General features: G+C 36.0%; 9 protein-coding genes. 5 read left to right on the forward strand and 4 right to left on the reverse strand.

The window, feature by feature from the left end:
* Window positions 1–46: 46 nt before the first annotated feature.
* Window positions 47–547, reverse strand: a complete 501-nt coding sequence (locus H344_RS0102365) for an Lrp/AsnC family transcriptional regulator (RefSeq protein ID WP_034256036.1) — start codon at window positions 545–547, stop codon at window positions 47–49.
* 73 nt (window positions 548–620) lie between these two features.
* Here H344_RS0102365 and H344_RS0102370 point away from each other — a divergent pair, with 73 nt between their 5' ends.
* The 5 genes from H344_RS0102370 (at window position 621) to H344_RS0102390 (ending at window position 12,263) form a co-directional block, all read left to right on the forward strand.
* Window positions 621–1,940, forward strand: coding sequence for a hypothetical protein (locus H344_RS0102370; RefSeq protein ID WP_026808818.1), 1,320 nt, complete (start codon window positions 621–623; stop codon window positions 1,938–1,940).
* 42 nt (window positions 1,941–1,982) lie between these two features.
* Window positions 1,983–4,604, forward strand: a complete 2,622-nt coding sequence (locus H344_RS0102375; protein ID WP_026808819.1) for a TonB-dependent receptor — start codon at window positions 1,983–1,985, stop codon at window positions 4,602–4,604.
* Window positions 4,605–4,690: 86 nt separating this feature from the next.
* Complete coding sequence (locus tag H344_RS0102380; protein WP_026808820.1) at window positions 4,691–5,980, forward strand: APC family permease; 1,290 nt, start codon at window positions 4,691–4,693, stop codon at window positions 5,978–5,980.
* Between the two features lie 1,164 nt (window positions 5,981–7,144).
* Entirely contained in the window at window positions 7,145–10,450 is a 3,306-nt protein-coding gene (locus H344_RS0102385; protein ID WP_205667107.1) for a SusC/RagA family TonB-linked outer membrane protein, read from the forward strand.
* 13 nt (window positions 10,451–10,463) lie between these two features.
* Complete coding sequence (locus H344_RS0102390) at window positions 10,464–12,263, forward strand: RagB/SusD family nutrient uptake outer membrane protein (RefSeq protein WP_026808822.1); 1,800 nt, start codon at window positions 10,464–10,466, stop codon at window positions 12,261–12,263.
* A gap of 397 nt (window positions 12,264–12,660) precedes the next feature.
* Here H344_RS0102390 and H344_RS19595 read toward each other — a convergent pair whose 3' ends face one another.
* From H344_RS19595 to H344_RS0102405, 3 genes are all read right to left on the reverse strand, one after another.
* The gene (locus tag H344_RS19595) at window positions 12,661–13,509 is read right to left on the reverse strand and encodes an endonuclease/exonuclease/phosphatase family protein (protein ID WP_051254027.1); all 849 of its coding nucleotides are present in this window, start codon (window positions 13,507–13,509) and stop codon (window positions 12,661–12,663) included.
* Window positions 13,510–13,672: 163 nt separating this feature from the next.
* A complete protein-coding gene (locus H344_RS0102400) occupies window positions 13,673–15,265 on the reverse strand; it encodes a RagB/SusD family nutrient uptake outer membrane protein (protein ID WP_026808823.1) in 1,593 nt (530 codons plus the stop codon).
* 18 nt (window positions 15,266–15,283) lie between these two features.
* Window positions 15,284–18,313, reverse strand: a complete 3,030-nt coding sequence (locus H344_RS0102405) for a SusC/RagA family TonB-linked outer membrane protein (RefSeq protein ID WP_084148721.1) — start codon at window positions 18,311–18,313, stop codon at window positions 15,284–15,286.
* Window positions 18,314–18,489: the final 176 nt, after the last annotated feature.

Below are 18,489 nucleotides of genomic sequence, written 5' to 3' on the forward strand. Positions count from 1 at the left end.
AAAACAACTTAAAAGTATATGCTTCAATTATTCATGTGATTTCCCATTATTTATCATGATCCAAATAGATGGGAAATAGGGGGTTGAAGTTAAAGTCATAAATTAACGAAGTCTCCACGCTCTTTACATAATCTTTAGTCACGTGGTCCATAATTAAATCTCTTAGATGGTCTTTGTCTCTAGCAGCTATATAAAGTAAGAAGTCGCTGTAGCCTGCCATGTGGTAGATGCTTACTACCTCTGGTAATTGTTTCATTGAGCTCTTAAAGTCCTCCATCACCTCTTTGGTGAATTTCGTTAATTTTATGGAAACCATCGCTTCAATATTGGTACCCAATTTAGAAGAATCAATAAAAGCATGAAACCCAAAAAACATTTTATTTCGTTCCAATTTCCGCAATCTTTCAGAGCAGGTAGATTCAGCAATTCCAGCTTCAGCGGCAATTTGCTTATTAGACAGCCTAGCGTTCTTCTGCAAAAGCTTAATAATTATCTCGTCTGTTTCATCTAATTCGGCAAAACTACCTTTTTTTCGAATACTATTCATTGTAAGTGGGTGTATGTTGCTTTTCTTTACCTTGCGCGGCTATATTACGAATTTAAATTCAATTCAATAAGATATGGTGAACAATATTAGGAGAAGAATTAAGGAGTTAAAAGAAATTAGTTGGAATTATGATGCTGATATAATTAATTCATTAACAATAAATGTTTCAGATTCAGACTCAAAGCATATTCTGTTACAGTATGCTAATGAGTTAGAGTTGGCCAACTCCTTATGGGATTCCTTTATTAGTGAGGTACAAGAAGCCGATATTGCAAGGTACTTATCAGAGTTATCACATCTATCGGTAAATACCGTAGAAGAATCTAGGCTAATCTTAATTTTAAGGTCTGCACTGGCTATAAAAAGAGGTCAATTAGATACAGTTCCCAATGAGCTTATTGTGCGCGGAGTAATGGATTTGTTGCGAGCGAATGGAAAGCGAAAAAAAGTGTTTTATTTTTCTGATACCATAAAGGATGGAGATATAGCAAAATCCAAAATTCGAGATCACTATGAAATAATTAATGAAAAATACGGGGCGTTTGTTCAGGTAGTAGATTACATTGGTTCTACACCGGGTAGAAGTCTTCAAACTGGTAGTCAGATTCTTGATTTATTAGGTAGTAGGGCAGAATTAGAGTCAGATTATCACGAAAATACTATATTTCGTTCAGTAAATATTTTTGTAAATAACGCAAGTAGGGCTAAGTTTGCAGGCGAGGATGAATCTAAAGGGTCAAATTGCCTATGGGCAAGGGTTAGAGATCCCAAGACCAATGCCTTACACAACATTATAGGTGTAGATAACGAGGCATTCATGCCCTTTAGGGAGTACATTGAAGAATTGTATATCATAAACGGAGTTCCAGATCATAATAAATTAAGTGATTTAAGTAAAGGCACGCAATTTAGGTCGTTAAAACATTTTATCATACCACAATCGCTATCTGCCATTACAAGAGGAGGATGCCCTCCTGGATTTGCAGTAACAAAGGTTGATGTTAACGACCAAATACCTGCTTTAGAAATTGGACCGGATGAAGTGATTATGGTAAATCCAGACCATTATTTTAATGGGAAATCGCTTTCTAAATATGCTAATGGTATTATCGGTATAGCGGAGTATTTAGGTGTGGAATTAGATTCTGAAGTTAAAGCAGTGTTTTTCCATCCAGATACAAATGAGATTATGGATACTAGAACACTAATTATAACAGACCACCTGGGAAAACATGGTGGAAGGGACACTATAATAAATGGTTCTAGTAGGGGGTTGAACGGTTTTATTCTTCCAGAAATTGGGAGGTCATGGGATAAATCCAGCTTTAATGATTATGCATACTATATTAAAGAGATGCCAATAGGTACAAGAGTTAAGATATCAAGATTATAATACTGTTCACGCTAAAACGAATACTTATTTAAATTAATATAAATGAAGCAGTTCCTATTATTGTTAACCATGAGTTTTGCGCTATCTATGTCTGCCCAAAACATTTTTTCCGGAAAAATAGTAGATTCGGATAACCATCCTTTAGGCGGAGTAAATATTGTTATTGAGGGAACCACCATCGGCACCACTTCGGATTTTGATGGGATGTTTTCCATTACGTCCGATTTGGTTAATCCTACATTGATATTTTCCACTTTGGGGTATACAACTCAAAAGCTAACAGCTAAGGCTAATATGAATATTATTATGCAGGAAGGAGCCGAGGCACTTTCCGAGGTAATATTAGTCGGAAGTAGAAACCCTAGACAAACAAAACTATCTACCCCGGTGGCGGTTGATGTGGTTGACGTTGCCAATATAAAGCTTACCACTGCTCAAACTACGGCAAATGACCTGCTTACCAACATTGTTCCTTCCTTCAACTCAAACAGGCAGTCTTCTTCTGATGGATCCGAACATGTAGATCCAGCTTCCCTAAGGGGATTAGGTCCAGATCAGGTACTGGTACTGATTAATGGTAAAAGAAGGCATACTACTTCATTGCTAAATAATCAAGGAACGGTAGGGAATGGTACAGTAGGTACAGACTTGTCTTCTATTCCTTCTTCAGCAATAGATAGGATAGAGGTGCTTAGAGACGGTGCCGCAGCGCAATATGGTTCGGATGCTATAGCTGGTGTGATTAATATTATTCTTAAAAAAAATAGTGGTGTAGAAGTAGGAGCAACCTATGGAATTACCTCTGAAGGTGATGGGGAAACTTACAATTTCAACTTTAATTATGGAGCTGAAATTGGAGATAAAGGGGGCTTTATTAATCTTACCGCTGAATATAACGATAGGGGAAAAACTACAAGAACACAGAATCATGATCTAATTATATATGATCAATCGGATTTAGGCAATTATTTCGCCTACTTCGGGAGTGATGAAGCCAGAAAAAGAGATGATGAGTTGATTGCTGCTGCAGGTTTAACAAGGGACGACTTTAATTTCCAGATTGGTGATGCTGCTATATCAAATTCACAGTTCTTTTTAAACCTAGAATTGCCTACAGGGGATTATGGAAAATTTTATGCGGCAGGAGGTGCTAATTTTAGAACGGGTCAGGGATTTGGTTTTAGAAGACTACCGTCTGAAGGCCATGTATTAGAAATATTCCCCAATGGGTTTCAACCGGAGTTGGGAACTAGTGTTACGGATCATTCTATGATAACAGGTTTTAAAACACAATTAGGCACTTGGAACTTTGACTTGAGTAATACAGTAGGTATAAACGAATTTAATTATACGGTTTCTAATACCGTTAATGATTTGCTTGGGGCCGATAGTCCAACGTCTTTTAGAGCTGGTGGACATTCTTTTCTTCAGAACACAAGTAATCTAGATTTCTCTAAGTTTAATGAAGACATTATGAGTGGTTTGGGGATGGCTTTCGGAGCAGAATTTAGATATGAAAACTATCAGATTAATGCAGGGGAAGAAAATTCTTATATAGGTGATGGCGCCAATTCTTTTCCTGGATTTGCTCCTGATAATGAAGTTAACGAGGGGAGAACCTCTGTTGGTCTGTATGCTGACCTAGAAGCTAATTTTACTGATAAATTTTTAATGGCAGTTGCAGGTAGGTTCGAAGATTATAGCGATTTTGGAAATACTATAAATGGTAAGGTAGCCGCTAGATATAAACTTTCAGATGATTTTGCGCTTAGGGGTGCGTTTGGTACAGGTTTCCGTGCGCCATCCTTACACCAGCAGTATTTTAATAATATTACCGTTGATATTGTAGATGGTAATTTAATTAAAAGAGGTACATTCAGAAATGATAGTAGTGTTGCTGAATCTTTAGGTATCCCTGAGTTGAAGGAAGAAACGTCTACGAGTATTAGTGTCGGTTTTACAGCTAGGGTAACCAATAACTTTCAGATCACCTTAGACGCTTATAAAGTAGACATCGATGATAGGATTATTTATACTGGCGATTTAGGAAATGATCCTTTTGGTGATCCTGTTCCAGCGTTACAAGCAATCTTTAAACCGTTTAATGTGTCATCTGCAAGGTTTTTCACCAATGCAGTAAATACTAAAACTACAGGGGTGGACTTAGTGATGAACTATAGAGTGCCATTAGGAGTAAATAGCCTGAACTTCTCCCTTCTGTACAACCATAATGAAAATGAAGTGGAGGATGGGATAAAAAACATACCAACTACTTTTATTGGTCAGGAAGAGGTGTATTTTGGTGCTAAAGAAAGAAGTCTTATTGAGACTAATAACCCCAAGGATAAAGGGATATTTACTATCGACTTTTCCGGTGACAAGCTAGGTTTAATGTTACGAAATACCTATTGGGGAGAAGTTATCCGTAATGAAGCCCCTTTTGGAGGTGATCAAGTGCATGATGCAAAAATAACCACTGATTTAAGTGCCACTTATAATTTAAATGATAAGCTTTCTTTGGTTGCAGGGGTAAATAATTTGTTAGATGTTTATCCTGATAAACAAATAATGGAGAATAGTTATTTTGGGGTGTTTAAATACGCACCTGTACAAATGGGAACCACAGGAGCATTTTATTTCGCGAGATTAAATTATAAGTTATAGATAACTGATAAGGTTTAATAACGATTGATGGAAAATAGCCTAAAACAGCGTCCCTCTATTTTTTGTTTAATAAGGTTTTTGAGTAAATGAAGATAAAACATAAAATAGGGTGGAAAACAGCTGCAGCTTTGGTTATTTCCAATATGATTGGAACCGGAGTCTTTACCAGTTTAGGATACCAGCTTGCGGATATTCAGAATACGTGGAGTATTGTGTTGATTTGGGTGTTGGGTGGTGTCTTTGCCTTAATAGGAGCATTTACCTATGCAGAGCTAGGGACTAATTTTGATGATTCTGGTGGGGATTATATCTTTCTTTCCAAACTTATGCATCCATTGGTTGGGTACGTATATGCTTGGATATCCTTAACGGTAGGTTTTACAGCTCCCATTGCCATTTCTGTAATGGCAATGAAGAGCTATCTTAATCCAATAAATCCATCCATATTCAATGATTGGTTTGGGGTAATGGTAATTTTGATTTTGACCGCGGTTCACTCTATAAGCGTAGGGCAAAGTGGGAAATTTCAAAATTTTACTACCCTTATTAAGTTGGGGTTTGTTTTGATTCTGATAATTCTTGGATTTAGCTATGTGCCAGTTCAAGAAACGGCAATAGATTTAAGTAATACATGGCAAGGCGAGATATTGCTTCCCGGTTTTGCTGTTTCCTTATTATATGTTACTTATGCCTATACGGGTTGGAACTCAGCAGCCTATATCGTAGATGAAATTAATGACCCTAGGCGAAATCTGCCTAAGGCCTTGATCATTGGGACTGCCTTAGTAACCGTTCTCTATGTATTGATGCAGATTGTATTCTTAAAGCATGCATCCGTTGATCAGATGTCTGGCAAAGTAGAAATTGCGTTTATTGCTTTTAAGAACTTATTTGGGACTCAAGGTGGCAATTGGGTGAGTTATTTAATCGCAATTCAGCTGATAGCTACAGTAAGTGGCTATTTGTGGATAGGTTCAAGAATTACTTATGCCATGTCTAAAGACCATTCTTTATGGACAAAATTGGCGGTGAAAAATAAGAGTGGAATTCCCGTTAGGGCTTTATGGTTACAAGCCGCAATAAGTATCGTACTCACATTAACAGGTACTTTTGAACAGGTCTTGTTGTATGCAAGTTTTGTATTACAACTCATGGGAACATTAACGGTTGCATCTATATTTTGGATTAAGGGTAGGGAAGGTGCTTTTAAGAGCCCCTTTAAACCTTTTCTTCAAATTGCATTTGTGCTTTTTAGTATCTGGATATTGGGGTATATGCTATTTGAAAAACCAAAGGAAAGTGCCATCGGTTTGCTATTTGTTGTGTCTGGGGTAATAACGTATTACATGTCTAAAACGAGGAAATCATTTAAATAAAATAGTTACTGTGCTATTCTAATTTTGGCTCTGTTTTAAATATTTCAACCTAAAGTTGGGTCATACCAATATTGAATCCACAATCTAATTATGACCTGCTCTTAGCAGGTTTTCTCAACTGTTTTATTTTATAGCTTTAAAAAGAAAACCAATATACGTAGTGGTTGGGTTGATGGTTATTTTAGTATTGGTTCAATAAATATAAATTCAGTGATTACTGAACTATGCCGAATTAAAAATGCAAAGAAATAATTATTGGTTTTCTAAAATAAAGTAGACTAAATAGTGTGAATGCGAATTCTTGATTGTTTTGGTGACTATTTAATATTTTAAAAAGTATTGAATAGATTATAGTTTTTCTTGTTATCGCGTTATTGGTTAGAGGTAGCTACCATAAATATCATAGCTATAACAAAAGGTAGGAAAAGTCTTATAAATATAGCGTAAAAATTAGTTTTATGATTTTATAATTAAATTATACCTTATAACTTTACCTAGATAATAAATTTGATGGCTCTTTCGATTACCTTCATTTAATTTAATATAAGTTAAGCGTTACTGCTGTTAAATTATAAGCTATGTAATTCATTGTAATTCAGGCAATTAATTTTTTTATATCCGTTGATGATATAAATAATATGTAACTTCTAACAAATAAAACTTATTTCATAATATTTTTATAAATTTTGATTTATTTCATATTCTAATTTGTTTATATTAGTCGATTGGTAAATAAGTGAAATAATAAATCTTAATTCGTAAGTGATTGTTAGTCATGAACGGATTTACATGTAGGAGGTAATGTAGGAATGATGCAATCTTATCAAAAGGTTATATCATTTCTGTCTATAGCTGGTTTTTCATATTAATGGTAAGTTGAAGGTTTGGCTCTAAATTGATTCGAGAAGTTTTCTGCGATTTAATTTTAATGAGTAAATGTATACATGTGTGAAAATTAAATAATTAAAATCTCATTAATTTTTAATACAATAAAATTACTATGGGAGTGAGATATTTAATAACTAAAAAGATAAATATATGAAGTGAAACTGATATAAATGAATGTCCAGAACATAAGATCGGAATAATGTTTAAGGAAAGTACTCCGATTTAAATATTGTAAGTGAAGAAAATATTTTTGAAACAATTTAAACTAACCAAACTATGAACAATCTTTTTCAGAGGGTTTTTCTATATCGTAAAATCCCAATGATTGATTTAAATCTTAAACTAACCTCATTGCTGTGGTTTATTTTTATGTTGGGAGCTCAGGCTAATAGCATCCCTGGAATAACTGATAATATGTTGAATGCAAGGAACACAGCAAAAAGTGACAATTTTTATGCCCAATTCCAGATATCGGGAGTTATTACGGACGCTGATGGAAATCCATTGCCTGGCGCCAGTGTGGTAGAAAAAGGTACTACTAATGGCACCCAATCCGATTTTGATGGAAATTTTGTTTTAGAAATACAAAATTCCGAAGGAATTCTAGTAATATCGTATTTAGGCTTTGCAACACAGGAAATAACACTTACAGGCCAATCAACTATTGCTATACAAATGGCTGAAGATGCTGCGGGCCTAGACGAGGTAGTAGTGGTTGGTTATGGAGTTCAGAAAAAAGCGAATATAACAGGAGCAATTACCACTGTTAAAGTAGAGGAGATAAACAATATCTCAAATGCAAATCTTTCTAATTCTTTGGCAGGAAGAGCTCCGGGAGTTGTTATAGCCGGTACTTCTGGGTTAACGGGTGCTAGTTCCGATATTCGTATAAGAGGAGCTTTTGGAGAACCACTCTATGTAATCGATGGAATCGTTAGGGATAAGGAGGCATTTGATGCCTTAAATTCCAGTGAAGTTGATCAGCTGAGCTTCCTTAAAGATGCAGCTTCCGCATCTATTTATGGAAGTAGAGCAGGAAATGGAGTAGTGTTGGTTACAACAAAACAAGGTGTTAAGCAACGACCCACTTTTAGTTATCAAGGGTCTTTTACTACATCATCCCCAACGCAAGAGCTATTGTCAGATCAAACTACAGCAATTGATGAGCTGATATACCAAAATCGAGTAGCAGAATATATGGGGACTCCAATTCCGAACGGCCCTGAGGAATTTGATTATTTCAAGGATCTTAGCTATAACGTGAATGATTTTATTTGGACAAAGCCACAAAGCAATAAACACTCTTTAAGCGTTAGTGGTGGAAACGAAAAAATCACCTATTATTCTCTTGCGAGTTATCATGGTGAGAAAGGGTCGTATAAGAATTTGGAGTACGATAAAGTGAATTTGCGGTCCAACGTCACGGCACAAATTACTGATGATATTAAATTAAATCTTAATGTATCTGCCAACCAACGTAATCACAGTCGTTTTTATTGGCCGTTTTCCCCAGATGATGACTATGATGTGTCTGATTTATATCGGGTAACATTCAATTGGCCAAAGGTCTATCCTTTTTACACCACTGCCGATGGAACACCAGCTGATTATGTAACTGATTATCCAGTGCAAACCCCAATGGGGAGCTGGTTGGCATGGAGTGTTATTGATCAAGTAGTTGGAGATCGATATATAAAGACAAGGAAAAGAGAGGTGAATTCTATCCTTTCTATAGATGTTGATTTAGGAAAGCTGGTTCCAGGACTCTCTACCAAAATTTCAGGAAACTATTTAGGGTCTGATTATATGAGAAAAAAGTACTTAACCTTCCAGAAGAACTATGTATTTAATCAGGCTGATCCTGATGGCAATAGGTTTATTCCAGCAGCACCAGACCCAGATAAGACGAATACGTTTACATTTTCACAAAATCAAGAGTTTCTGAGCTATGATATAAATACACTATGGAGTTATCAGTTAAACTGGCAAATAAATTATTTAAAGTCGTTCGGTAAGAATGATGTGAGTGGTATGCTGGTATTGGAACAAGGTGAAAATGGAGGTTATGGAGCATTTGCCAAGGCAGAGGATCCTGTTACCAATTATGATCAGATGTTTGTATATTCTACGGATTCTGAACGAAGGTATGGTGATGGCTGGGAACAAATAGGTGCGAGGCAGTCAGCAATTGGTCGATTCAATTATAACTACGATCAGCGTTATATTGCGGAATTTTCTTTTCGATATGATGGAAACACCTTGTTTCCAAAGAACAAACGGTGGGGGTTTTTCCCATCCATGTCTTTGGCTTGGCGCCTGAATAATGAAAATTTTATGAGTAAATATGACAGTTGGTTGGATGACCTGAAAATAAGGATGTCCTATGGAACTACTGGGAACGATTTGGACGTAAATAATAGGAATATACGTGCATTTGGATATAGGCAGGTTTATCAGAATGCTGGCTCATATATTTTCGGCAATAATTTATATAGAAGTATTGCGCCAGGTGTAACGCCAAACCCTTATCTAACTTGGGCTACCTCCACCACCTATAATTCTGGTTTTGATATTGCTGTCCTGAGAAATCGGTTGGTTGGTATATTCGATATTTTTTATAAAAAAGAGGAAGATATTTTAGGGTCACGACTCGTAACACTTCCAGACAATTATGGACAGGATCTTGCACCCGAGAATTATGCTGCGAGATCGTGGAAAGGTGCAGAATTTTCTGTTATTTGGCGTGATGTGCTCCTAGAAAACGAGTTGTCATATTCTATTAATGCCAATATAGGGTATGCAAAGGATAAGTGGGACATATTGGATGAAGGTGCCTCTTTCCAAGAAGGGGGATCACGTGCCTGGGAAAGCAAAATTGGACAGCCTTCCAATAGAATAATTGGATTGAAGCATGTGGGAATGGTTAGGACTCAAGAAGAACTAGATGGGTTATTGGCTTCTGGATTTAAACAATATGGTAGAGATCCTTATCTGGGAGGTCTACTGTTTGAGGATATTCGTGGTGACGGATACTCGGAGGGGCCTGATGGTAAAATAGATGGTAATGATATGCAAGTACTCTCCGATAATGCCGCGCCACGTATCAATTACGGGTTTGGTTTTAATCTTGAGTATAAAGGCTTTGTTGTAAACACACACTTTCAAGGTGTGGGTATGTACGATAGGATTGTTTCCAATAAAGAAGGGCCTGGAATGCGTCAACATGGTGGTTCTATTAGGCCATATTATCCAATCTGGGCAAAAGATGTTTGGACTCCGGATAATCCAGATGCAAAATATCCTCGTCCTATTGGAAAAAACTGGTATGAATCTGGAACAGGTGCATCCTCATTCTGGATTAGAAATGGTGCATATTTAAGATTGAAAAATCTTAATGTAGGTTACAATTTACCTAAAGCGTGGACTTCACTTATTAATATTAACCATGCCCAAGTGTTTTTCAATGGAACCAACCTTTTTGCAATATCAGAGTTGAAGGAATTCCATGATCCTGAACAGAAGGAGTATGATTCTTACCCGTTGATGAAATCATTTACGCTTGGACTTAATTTAAACTTTTAAATAAGATTAAGATATGAAGATTAAACAGATGAAATCTAAAATAAGTTTCATAGCCTCTTTGGTTATGCTAATGATAAGCTCATTCTATTTTGTTAGTTGTGAGGATGTTCTAGATATTGAAGATATTAATAATTACGATCCCGAGCAAATATGGAATGATGAGAATTTGGCTAATGCGTATATGGCCAATCTTTATCCTATATTCGGTAATTGGAGTATTGGTCAGGATAGTTATTCCCAGCAATTAACGGGAATAAGGTTTTATCCGGATATGATTACAGTTACCAATGGTAATTTCAAGAACTGGGATTATGATCGTATTAGATTAATAAATCAAGCAATAGTTGATGTTCAAGAAGGGACTTTACCTCAAGATATGAAAGATCAAATTTTGGGACAGGCCTATTTTATGAGAGCTTATATTTATTTCGATATGATTAAATATCACGGTGGGATTCCATATATCAAAGTACCTCAGGATAGATATAACGACGATCTCCATGTGGCGAGAAATTCAACAAAGGAAAGTTTTCAATATTTAGTTGAAGATTTAGATAGGGCAATTGCATTACTACCTGAACGTATTGGTCCGAATTCAAATGAGTATGGGAAAATAGATGGAAATTTTGCATTAGCATTTAAGGCTAAAGTAGCGTTATACAAAGCATCTCCACAGTTTAACCCTAGCAATCCATGGTCCAACAGTTATTGGGAAGATGCTTATACAATAAATAAACAGGCATATGACCAATTATCTTACCAAGGGTATGCCTTAACAGATGATTATAGTGATATTTTTCTGGAAGAAAGAGGACCAGAGGTAGTTTTTGCAGTTATTAATACCTACCCTAACAAAACAGCCAATTGGGATGTAGGTGCACGTCCTGGTTCGGAGAGCCGTGGACCGGCATCGGTAACCCCTACATGGGAGTTTGTAAAGGAATTTCCAATGTTGGATGGGAAAATGTATAATGATCCTAGCAGTAGTTACTTTAAAACAGATGAAGAGTTTTTAATGGATTATTGGTCTGATAGGGATCCTAGATTTGATAAATCAATTGTTTGGAACGGAAAATTATATGAAGTTTCGGGCAAATCGGGTAAACGCCAGTATACTGCCTTGGGAATAGCCCACGAGCTAGATGACTTTGGAGTTAATCCCCAAGCTGCAGTAAACTCTACAAACCTTGATCGATATAGTGGGTTTTTTGTGTTGAAAGCATCAAAACTCAGTTATACTCAGGCTGAAGTTGAGCAATACGATGTTGATTACGTTTTAATGCGCTTTGCTGAGGTCATGATTAATTACGCCGAAACAGCAAACGAAACAGGAAGATTAAACGAGGCAATGGAAATTCTTAAAGTTATAAGGAAGCGTGCTGGAATTGAACCTGGAGTAGATGGGAATTATGGGATTAGTGCAACTAATCAGGAGGAGATGAGAGAGGCTATATTGCACGAGCGAAATATCGAATTCAGTTTTGAAGGACATCGCTTTTGGGATTTACGTAGACTTAGAATGTTAGATCGTTTAGATAATACGACTAAATCAGGTGTGGAAGCCATTGCAATTAAACCGGATGGGACTGAAATGCCTATAGGGGAGGCCCGTAATAAAGCGGACAATTATGAATTGGTAGAATCTGATTTTAAATATAGCGTGCTTCAAGTGCCTTTCAGTGGAGTTAAAGTAAACTCTGTTCCTGAGACTTATTATTTCTTTCCAATACAACAAGAAATTTTAGATCGAAATAATAAACTTGAACAAAATATTGGATGGGGCGGAACTTTTAATCCTACTTTAGAAAATTAATCCGATTATTTAGAAATTTTAAATTAATGAAAAAAAGGGTGTTTATATTTTATAGGCACCCTTTTTTATAATTAGATTTTTGGTACGCTCATTCAAAATCATTTAAAACAATCGTATTTATTTATTGTTTAGGTTAACCTTAAGAATGTGATGTCTATGCCAGTGAGAACTACTGAATGCTAATTTTGATATTCACAGATATTCTTGTGGTGTCCGTAACTGGTAAAATAATAAATAGAATCTTATAGCCTGCTATTGAGGTGTAATGTTAGGCTTGGAACAGGTAGAGCATAAATTTATATTGCAGATTAGTTTAAGTGCCAATATTATATAACAAAAAACTAGCAGAGAAGTTATCTCCACTAGTTTTTCGATTAACAAACTAACAAAAAATAAATTATTTAGAAAATTTTATGTCCGCCAAAACAGGTCTGTGGTCCGAGGAATAGGAATCGATAATAACGTCGGAATTTTCTATTGTTATGTTGGTATTATTGGCTTTATAAACTATATAATCTATTATTTTGGTAGGCTCGGTAGCCGGAAATGTTGGCTTACACTCTCCACAGGTATTAGTGAAGTTAGCTTCGGCAATTTTAATCACCTCAGAATCTGGAGTAGCATTAAAATCTCCGGCTACAATAACATCCATATCTTTTACCTCATTCGTTATATTCACAATCTCTTTCATCTGAAGAATTCTGTTTTCTGATGATTTAGATGAATTTAAATGCGTGTTTCCAAATAGAATATAGGTGTCTGGGGCAATCTCTATTTTAGCAGTTGCCAATACCCGATCCTCTTCATTTCCTTTAGTAGGTAATTCATGAACTGTCGTTTCTAGTAGGGGAAATTTAGATAAGATTGCTACCCCGTACTCTCCGCCACCATAATCTATTGCTTTGGCAAAGAAGTAATGCATATCCAATTTTTTAGCGATCATTTCCGCTTGATTACCTTTCCCTGAACGCTCTGTATCTACATCTACCTCTTGCAAGGCTACTATATCTGGATTTTGTGCTTCTATTGTTTTTACAATGGCATCCATGTCTATGGTGTCCTTTAAACTAGGCGGGTTACAATGATGAATATTGTAGGATATGGCCCTAATGGTAGTATTAACTGTTGTGTTTGGTAATTTTCCATCTTCATTACTTTCATCTCCTTTCTTTTCGGAATTACATCCTACCAATAAGATTAATATAAGGGTAAGGGATAATAAAACCGGACTTATACTTTTTGTCATGAAGGTTTAATTTTAAATGGTTAATCCATCTATTAATCTACCAGATATATAAGATAAAATAATATCATCTACTTGTCTGTTGATTAAAAATGGGTTTGTCTAATTTGATATATTAATTACTAAAAAAGGGAGTGGATTTAACCACTCCCTTAAATCCAGCAGATTAGTAGCCTGGATTTTGCTTTATTCCAGGGTTTACCCTTAACGTGTTCTCATGAAATGGCCAAAGGTAGTTATTGGGTTTAAACGATCTATCTTCTATTTTAATCGATTGAAGTTCTCCGTTTACTTCCATTGTATGGCCAAGCGCAGGTTTATTCAATACTTTATCCGCAATTTCCCAGCGAATAATATCATCGTATCTTAAACCTTCTCCAGCCAATTCCACTCTTCGTTCATTTCTAATAAGTTCTATCCATTGCTCATTGGTATATGCCCCATAGCTTGGTAGGGTGACATCCGCATAATCCATATCTAAACCAGCCCTTCTTCTAACATCATTTATAGCTGATTTCGCTAAACCATCAACCTCATTAAGCATAATTTTGGCTTCGGCGTAAGTAAGGAGAACTTCTGCATAGCGTAATAATCCATACTCCATATTACCACTACCTTTAAAAGCATCAGCTTCGTCAACGAATTTTTTAAACCAATATCCTGAGGAGCTTGCCCTCTCTTTTTCGTAGTACATTGGATTATTTTCATTGAAAATATCAATTTCCTCACCATAAAATATATCGCCGTGTCCCATAATACTTGCTGCATAACGAGGATCTCTATTTAGACTGGGATTTAATTCGTATTCCCTCTTAGAATGTAGGGTGCTGTTTTCTATTGTTTCTCCTTGTAAGGTCCAATAGGAATCTACCAAGGATTTTAAGGGCACTACATAAGATTGTCCGTTTCCAGTTCTAAAGTGGGGTCCTAAGTCTCTAAAAGTATATGTGCTTCCGTTATAACTCTCTCTATTATAATGCATTATAAACTCGTTATTATTAGAGGAAGCATTATAGTTAAATAAATCGGCGTACACTGGATGAAGTTCATAGTTTTGACTATCCATTATCTCCTTAGCCAATTTTGCTGCCAAAGCATACCTTTTGTTATATAGCGCGTAACGCATTACCAAAGCCTTAAAGGAATAGTGATTAAACATATACTTATCTGTAGCATATTCTTGCTTTGGCAATCTGTCAGCTATGTTCTCATAGTTTGAAAACAGATAATCTAGAATTTCTTCTTTTGGCGTGGCTGGTTGTCTTGCTGTATCTAAATCGGCAGGTTCTAATGTGAATGGGACATCTCCCCATCTAAAGGTTAATTCAAAATAGTGCCAGAAACGCAAGGCTTCTAAGATACTTTTATAGCGTTGCCTAACAGATTCATCTTCCACGTAAGGAACATCAACATTAGCGATAAAGGTGTTTAAACGCCCAAGATGTTTCATATGTAGTTCATAATAAAATAGGAAATCCCTACTTGAACTGTTGAAGTTCCCATTCCCAACATTTTGGTGATAATGACTTTGAATTCGACTATAGGCATTATCCGATTTCCCATCTTTAAGGTAGAAATTGGTTTGATGGCTACCATTATTGGTGAAAACATCTCTATAGCTACTGTATACTACCCTGCTTAAATCACCTTCATCGTTAAAAAACTCTACAAAGGTAGTAGCATTGGGGTCTGTCTTATCTAGATAATCTTCACAGGAAAACAAGGTGAAGAGCACGATAACATATATTATATTTTTCATTTGATTCATATTCAATAATTAAAATATAGTTAATTTGGCACCTAAAGTATAGGTCGCCATTTTAGGATAATTCCCATTACCTCCATTTCTTTCTGGCTCTAGGCCTTCCCACTTGGTGAAGGTAATAGCATCTTGTGCATTTACATATATTCTTATATTTCGAATACTATTACCCAATTTTGGAATGGTATACCCCAATTGAATAGATTTAAATCTAAAAAATGCAGCATTGCTTAGCCAAACATCACTTAATACGGCATTTGGGCTAGAACCGGTCCATACGCGTGGAAATCTGCTATTGGGAGTTTCTGGTGTCCAGCGGTTATCCATATACTCCTGTCTTGGGGTTCCTAGGCTATTGCTTGAACCGTCTACCAACACTGGATATCCTTCCATTCCGTTCAACCTCCCCAATCGTTTACCTACGCCTTGACCTAACATGGAAAAGTCCCAATTCTTATATCTCATGTTTATATTGATAGAATAATTCATGTGTGGGAAAGGATCGCCTAGATTAATCTTATCTTCGTCATTGATAATTCCATCACCATTTTGATCCACATATTTTATATCACCAGGTAAGGTGTTAGGTAGCTTAGCCTCTGTGGCATCCACTTCTGCTTGTGTTTGATAATACCCATCACTTTGGTAGCCATAGTAATTGTCAACCGCAATCCCCCGGTACCAAATCTTATCGTTATTCCCTTTAAAAATTAAGGTGTCATTTTGGGTATAACCTGCTTTTAGTACTTTATTTTTGTTGTCAAACACCATTCCTTCTACACTATAGGAAAAATCCCCAATTTTATCGGACCACTTAGCTGATGCTTCCCATCCTTTGTTTTGAACCTCCCCAATGTTTACTGAAGATTCTAAAGAATGAGAACCAGTTAGTGGAGGCACTGGAAAATTGGAATAAATTAAATCGTACGAATCTTTCTTATAAGTGTCGAAGGAGATATCTAATCTGTTGTCCATTAAGGTAAGATCAAATCCTAAATTGATCTGCTTTTGTTTTTCCCAGGTAAAAGAAAGGTTAGGAACCCTCATGGTCCAACCCCATCTATTAACAATTTCTTCCCATAAGTAGGGGCTAACATTTTCATTTCCGATTTTACCATAAGAAGCACGAAGCTTTAAGTTATTTACTATTCCTTGGTTTTTTAAGGAAGACATAAACTGTTCGTTATGCATATTCCATCCAATTGATCCGGAAGGAAATACACCCCATCTGTTTCCGGGTGCAAACTTACTACTACCATCTGCTCTAATAGTACCTTCCAAAAGGTATTTATTTTCGATGGAGTAGTTTAATTTTGTAAAGAATGAAGATTTAGATATTTCCCTATAATCTGAATAGGTGTAGTTCATTGCTTCAGTTCCAAGAACCAAATAGATTTGATCCTTATTGTTTCTTAATTGAGTCTCATAATTTAGAAGTGCACGCGCAGTAATCTGACTTTCACTAACACCTTGTGAAGAACCTACGGTATGTCCCCATGTTTCTACAGGTATTCCGTCACCATCATAAAACTTAAAGGTTTCACGCTTGTGCTTTCCTGCAGATTTGTTCATCATATAAGATACATTGGCTGCGATATGTAATTTATCATTGATGTAATAACGTGGTCTTAGGTTAATGGTGCTCCTATCATGAAGGTTGTTTCTTAGTCCTCCTTCCATTATACGGGCTAAAGGGTTCATGTTATTATTATGCAACATATAATGGTCTTTTAATTCTGACTCGTAAAACACATCCTGTGTAGGATTCATCCACCAGGCTCTTTGGTACAATCCATGACCGTCATCGTTCATATATAGACGGTCTACTTGCAATCTGTGAGCATAAAAATCGGCCAATAAGACAAATTTATCACCCATGTTAATGTTGGTGTTGAATCTAGCGCTAAACTTTTCAGTACCTTCATTTACATTTAATCCATTTTCTTTAATATGCCCTAGCATAAGATTAAAAGTACCTACACCTCCACCTCCAGAAATATTTGCAGAGGTATTATAGGAGTGTGCTCGTTGTCTCATTACTACATCAAACCAATTTACGTTTGGCAATTCTCCATTCTGAGATCTCATTATATCATCATCTGTATACAATAAAGATTGACCCTGCATCTGTCTAGCTTCATTGTTTAAACGCATATAGTCAGCTGAACTTACCAAATTGGGAGTATCTATAGGGTCTTGAGCAGAAAGCCATGTGTGTACTTCTGCCCTAAATTCGCCTGTGGCACCGCGATTGGTTTCTATTATAATTACCCCATTAGCACCTCTTGAACCATACATTGAGGCTGCTGCAGCATCTTTTAAAACGCTAATGCTTTCTACTTGATTAGGATCAATATCGGTTAACGATTGCTCCATACCATCCACTATTACTAATGGTGACGCATTTTGTAACGTACTTAATCCTCTAATGGATATCTCACTTCCAGAGCTTCCAGGTAAATTATTTCCTTGCATACGAGTTACTCCAGGTATAGTTCCGCTAAAAGCTTCATTTAGCTTAACAATAGGTCTAGAGCTAATTTTGTCCATGTCCATCACAGCAATAGAGGATGCAAGATGTTTTCTTTCTATAGCGTTGTATCCAACCGAGACAACAACTTCATCTAAGGTCTCTACATCGTCCTCTAAAATGACATCTACGGTATCTTTGCCCTTTATTTGTACTTCCTTTTCTTTATACCCCATACTGCTAAAAATAAGTGTAGCATCATCTTGGGCCATTATTTCATAGTAACCAAATTCATTGGTAACTGTTCCTACTGTAGAACTTTTAACCAATACATTGGCAAAAGCAATAGGTTCTCCTTTACTGTCGGTCACCGTACCCGAAACTTTGGATTGTATTGGCTGATCTTTTATATTAATATCATCTGTTAAGTTTAATGTTAAAACTATAGGACGAGAAAACGAATTTGCTTGAATTTGAAAGATAATAGAAAGCAATACCAAAATTGAAAGCTTTCTTTTGTGTTTAAATCGCAAGGGAATCCCTATACGATTTACATAATCATTATAATTTTTCATACATTAAAATATAGTTCTTGTTATTTATTTTTTAACTAATCTGATTTCACTAGAAAATGTTTCTGGCATTTGCTAGCTTTTTTGTGGTTTTTTATCCTAGAAATTACTTTATCTCATTTGTATTATAATTTTATTGGTTAATAGATTCTTATGATGATGTTTTAAATATTCTAGAT

Source organism: Arenibacter latericius DSM 15913 (genome assembly GCF_000424985.1).
Lineage (GTDB): Bacteria > Bacteroidota > Bacteroidia > Flavobacteriales > Flavobacteriaceae > Arenibacter > Arenibacter latericius.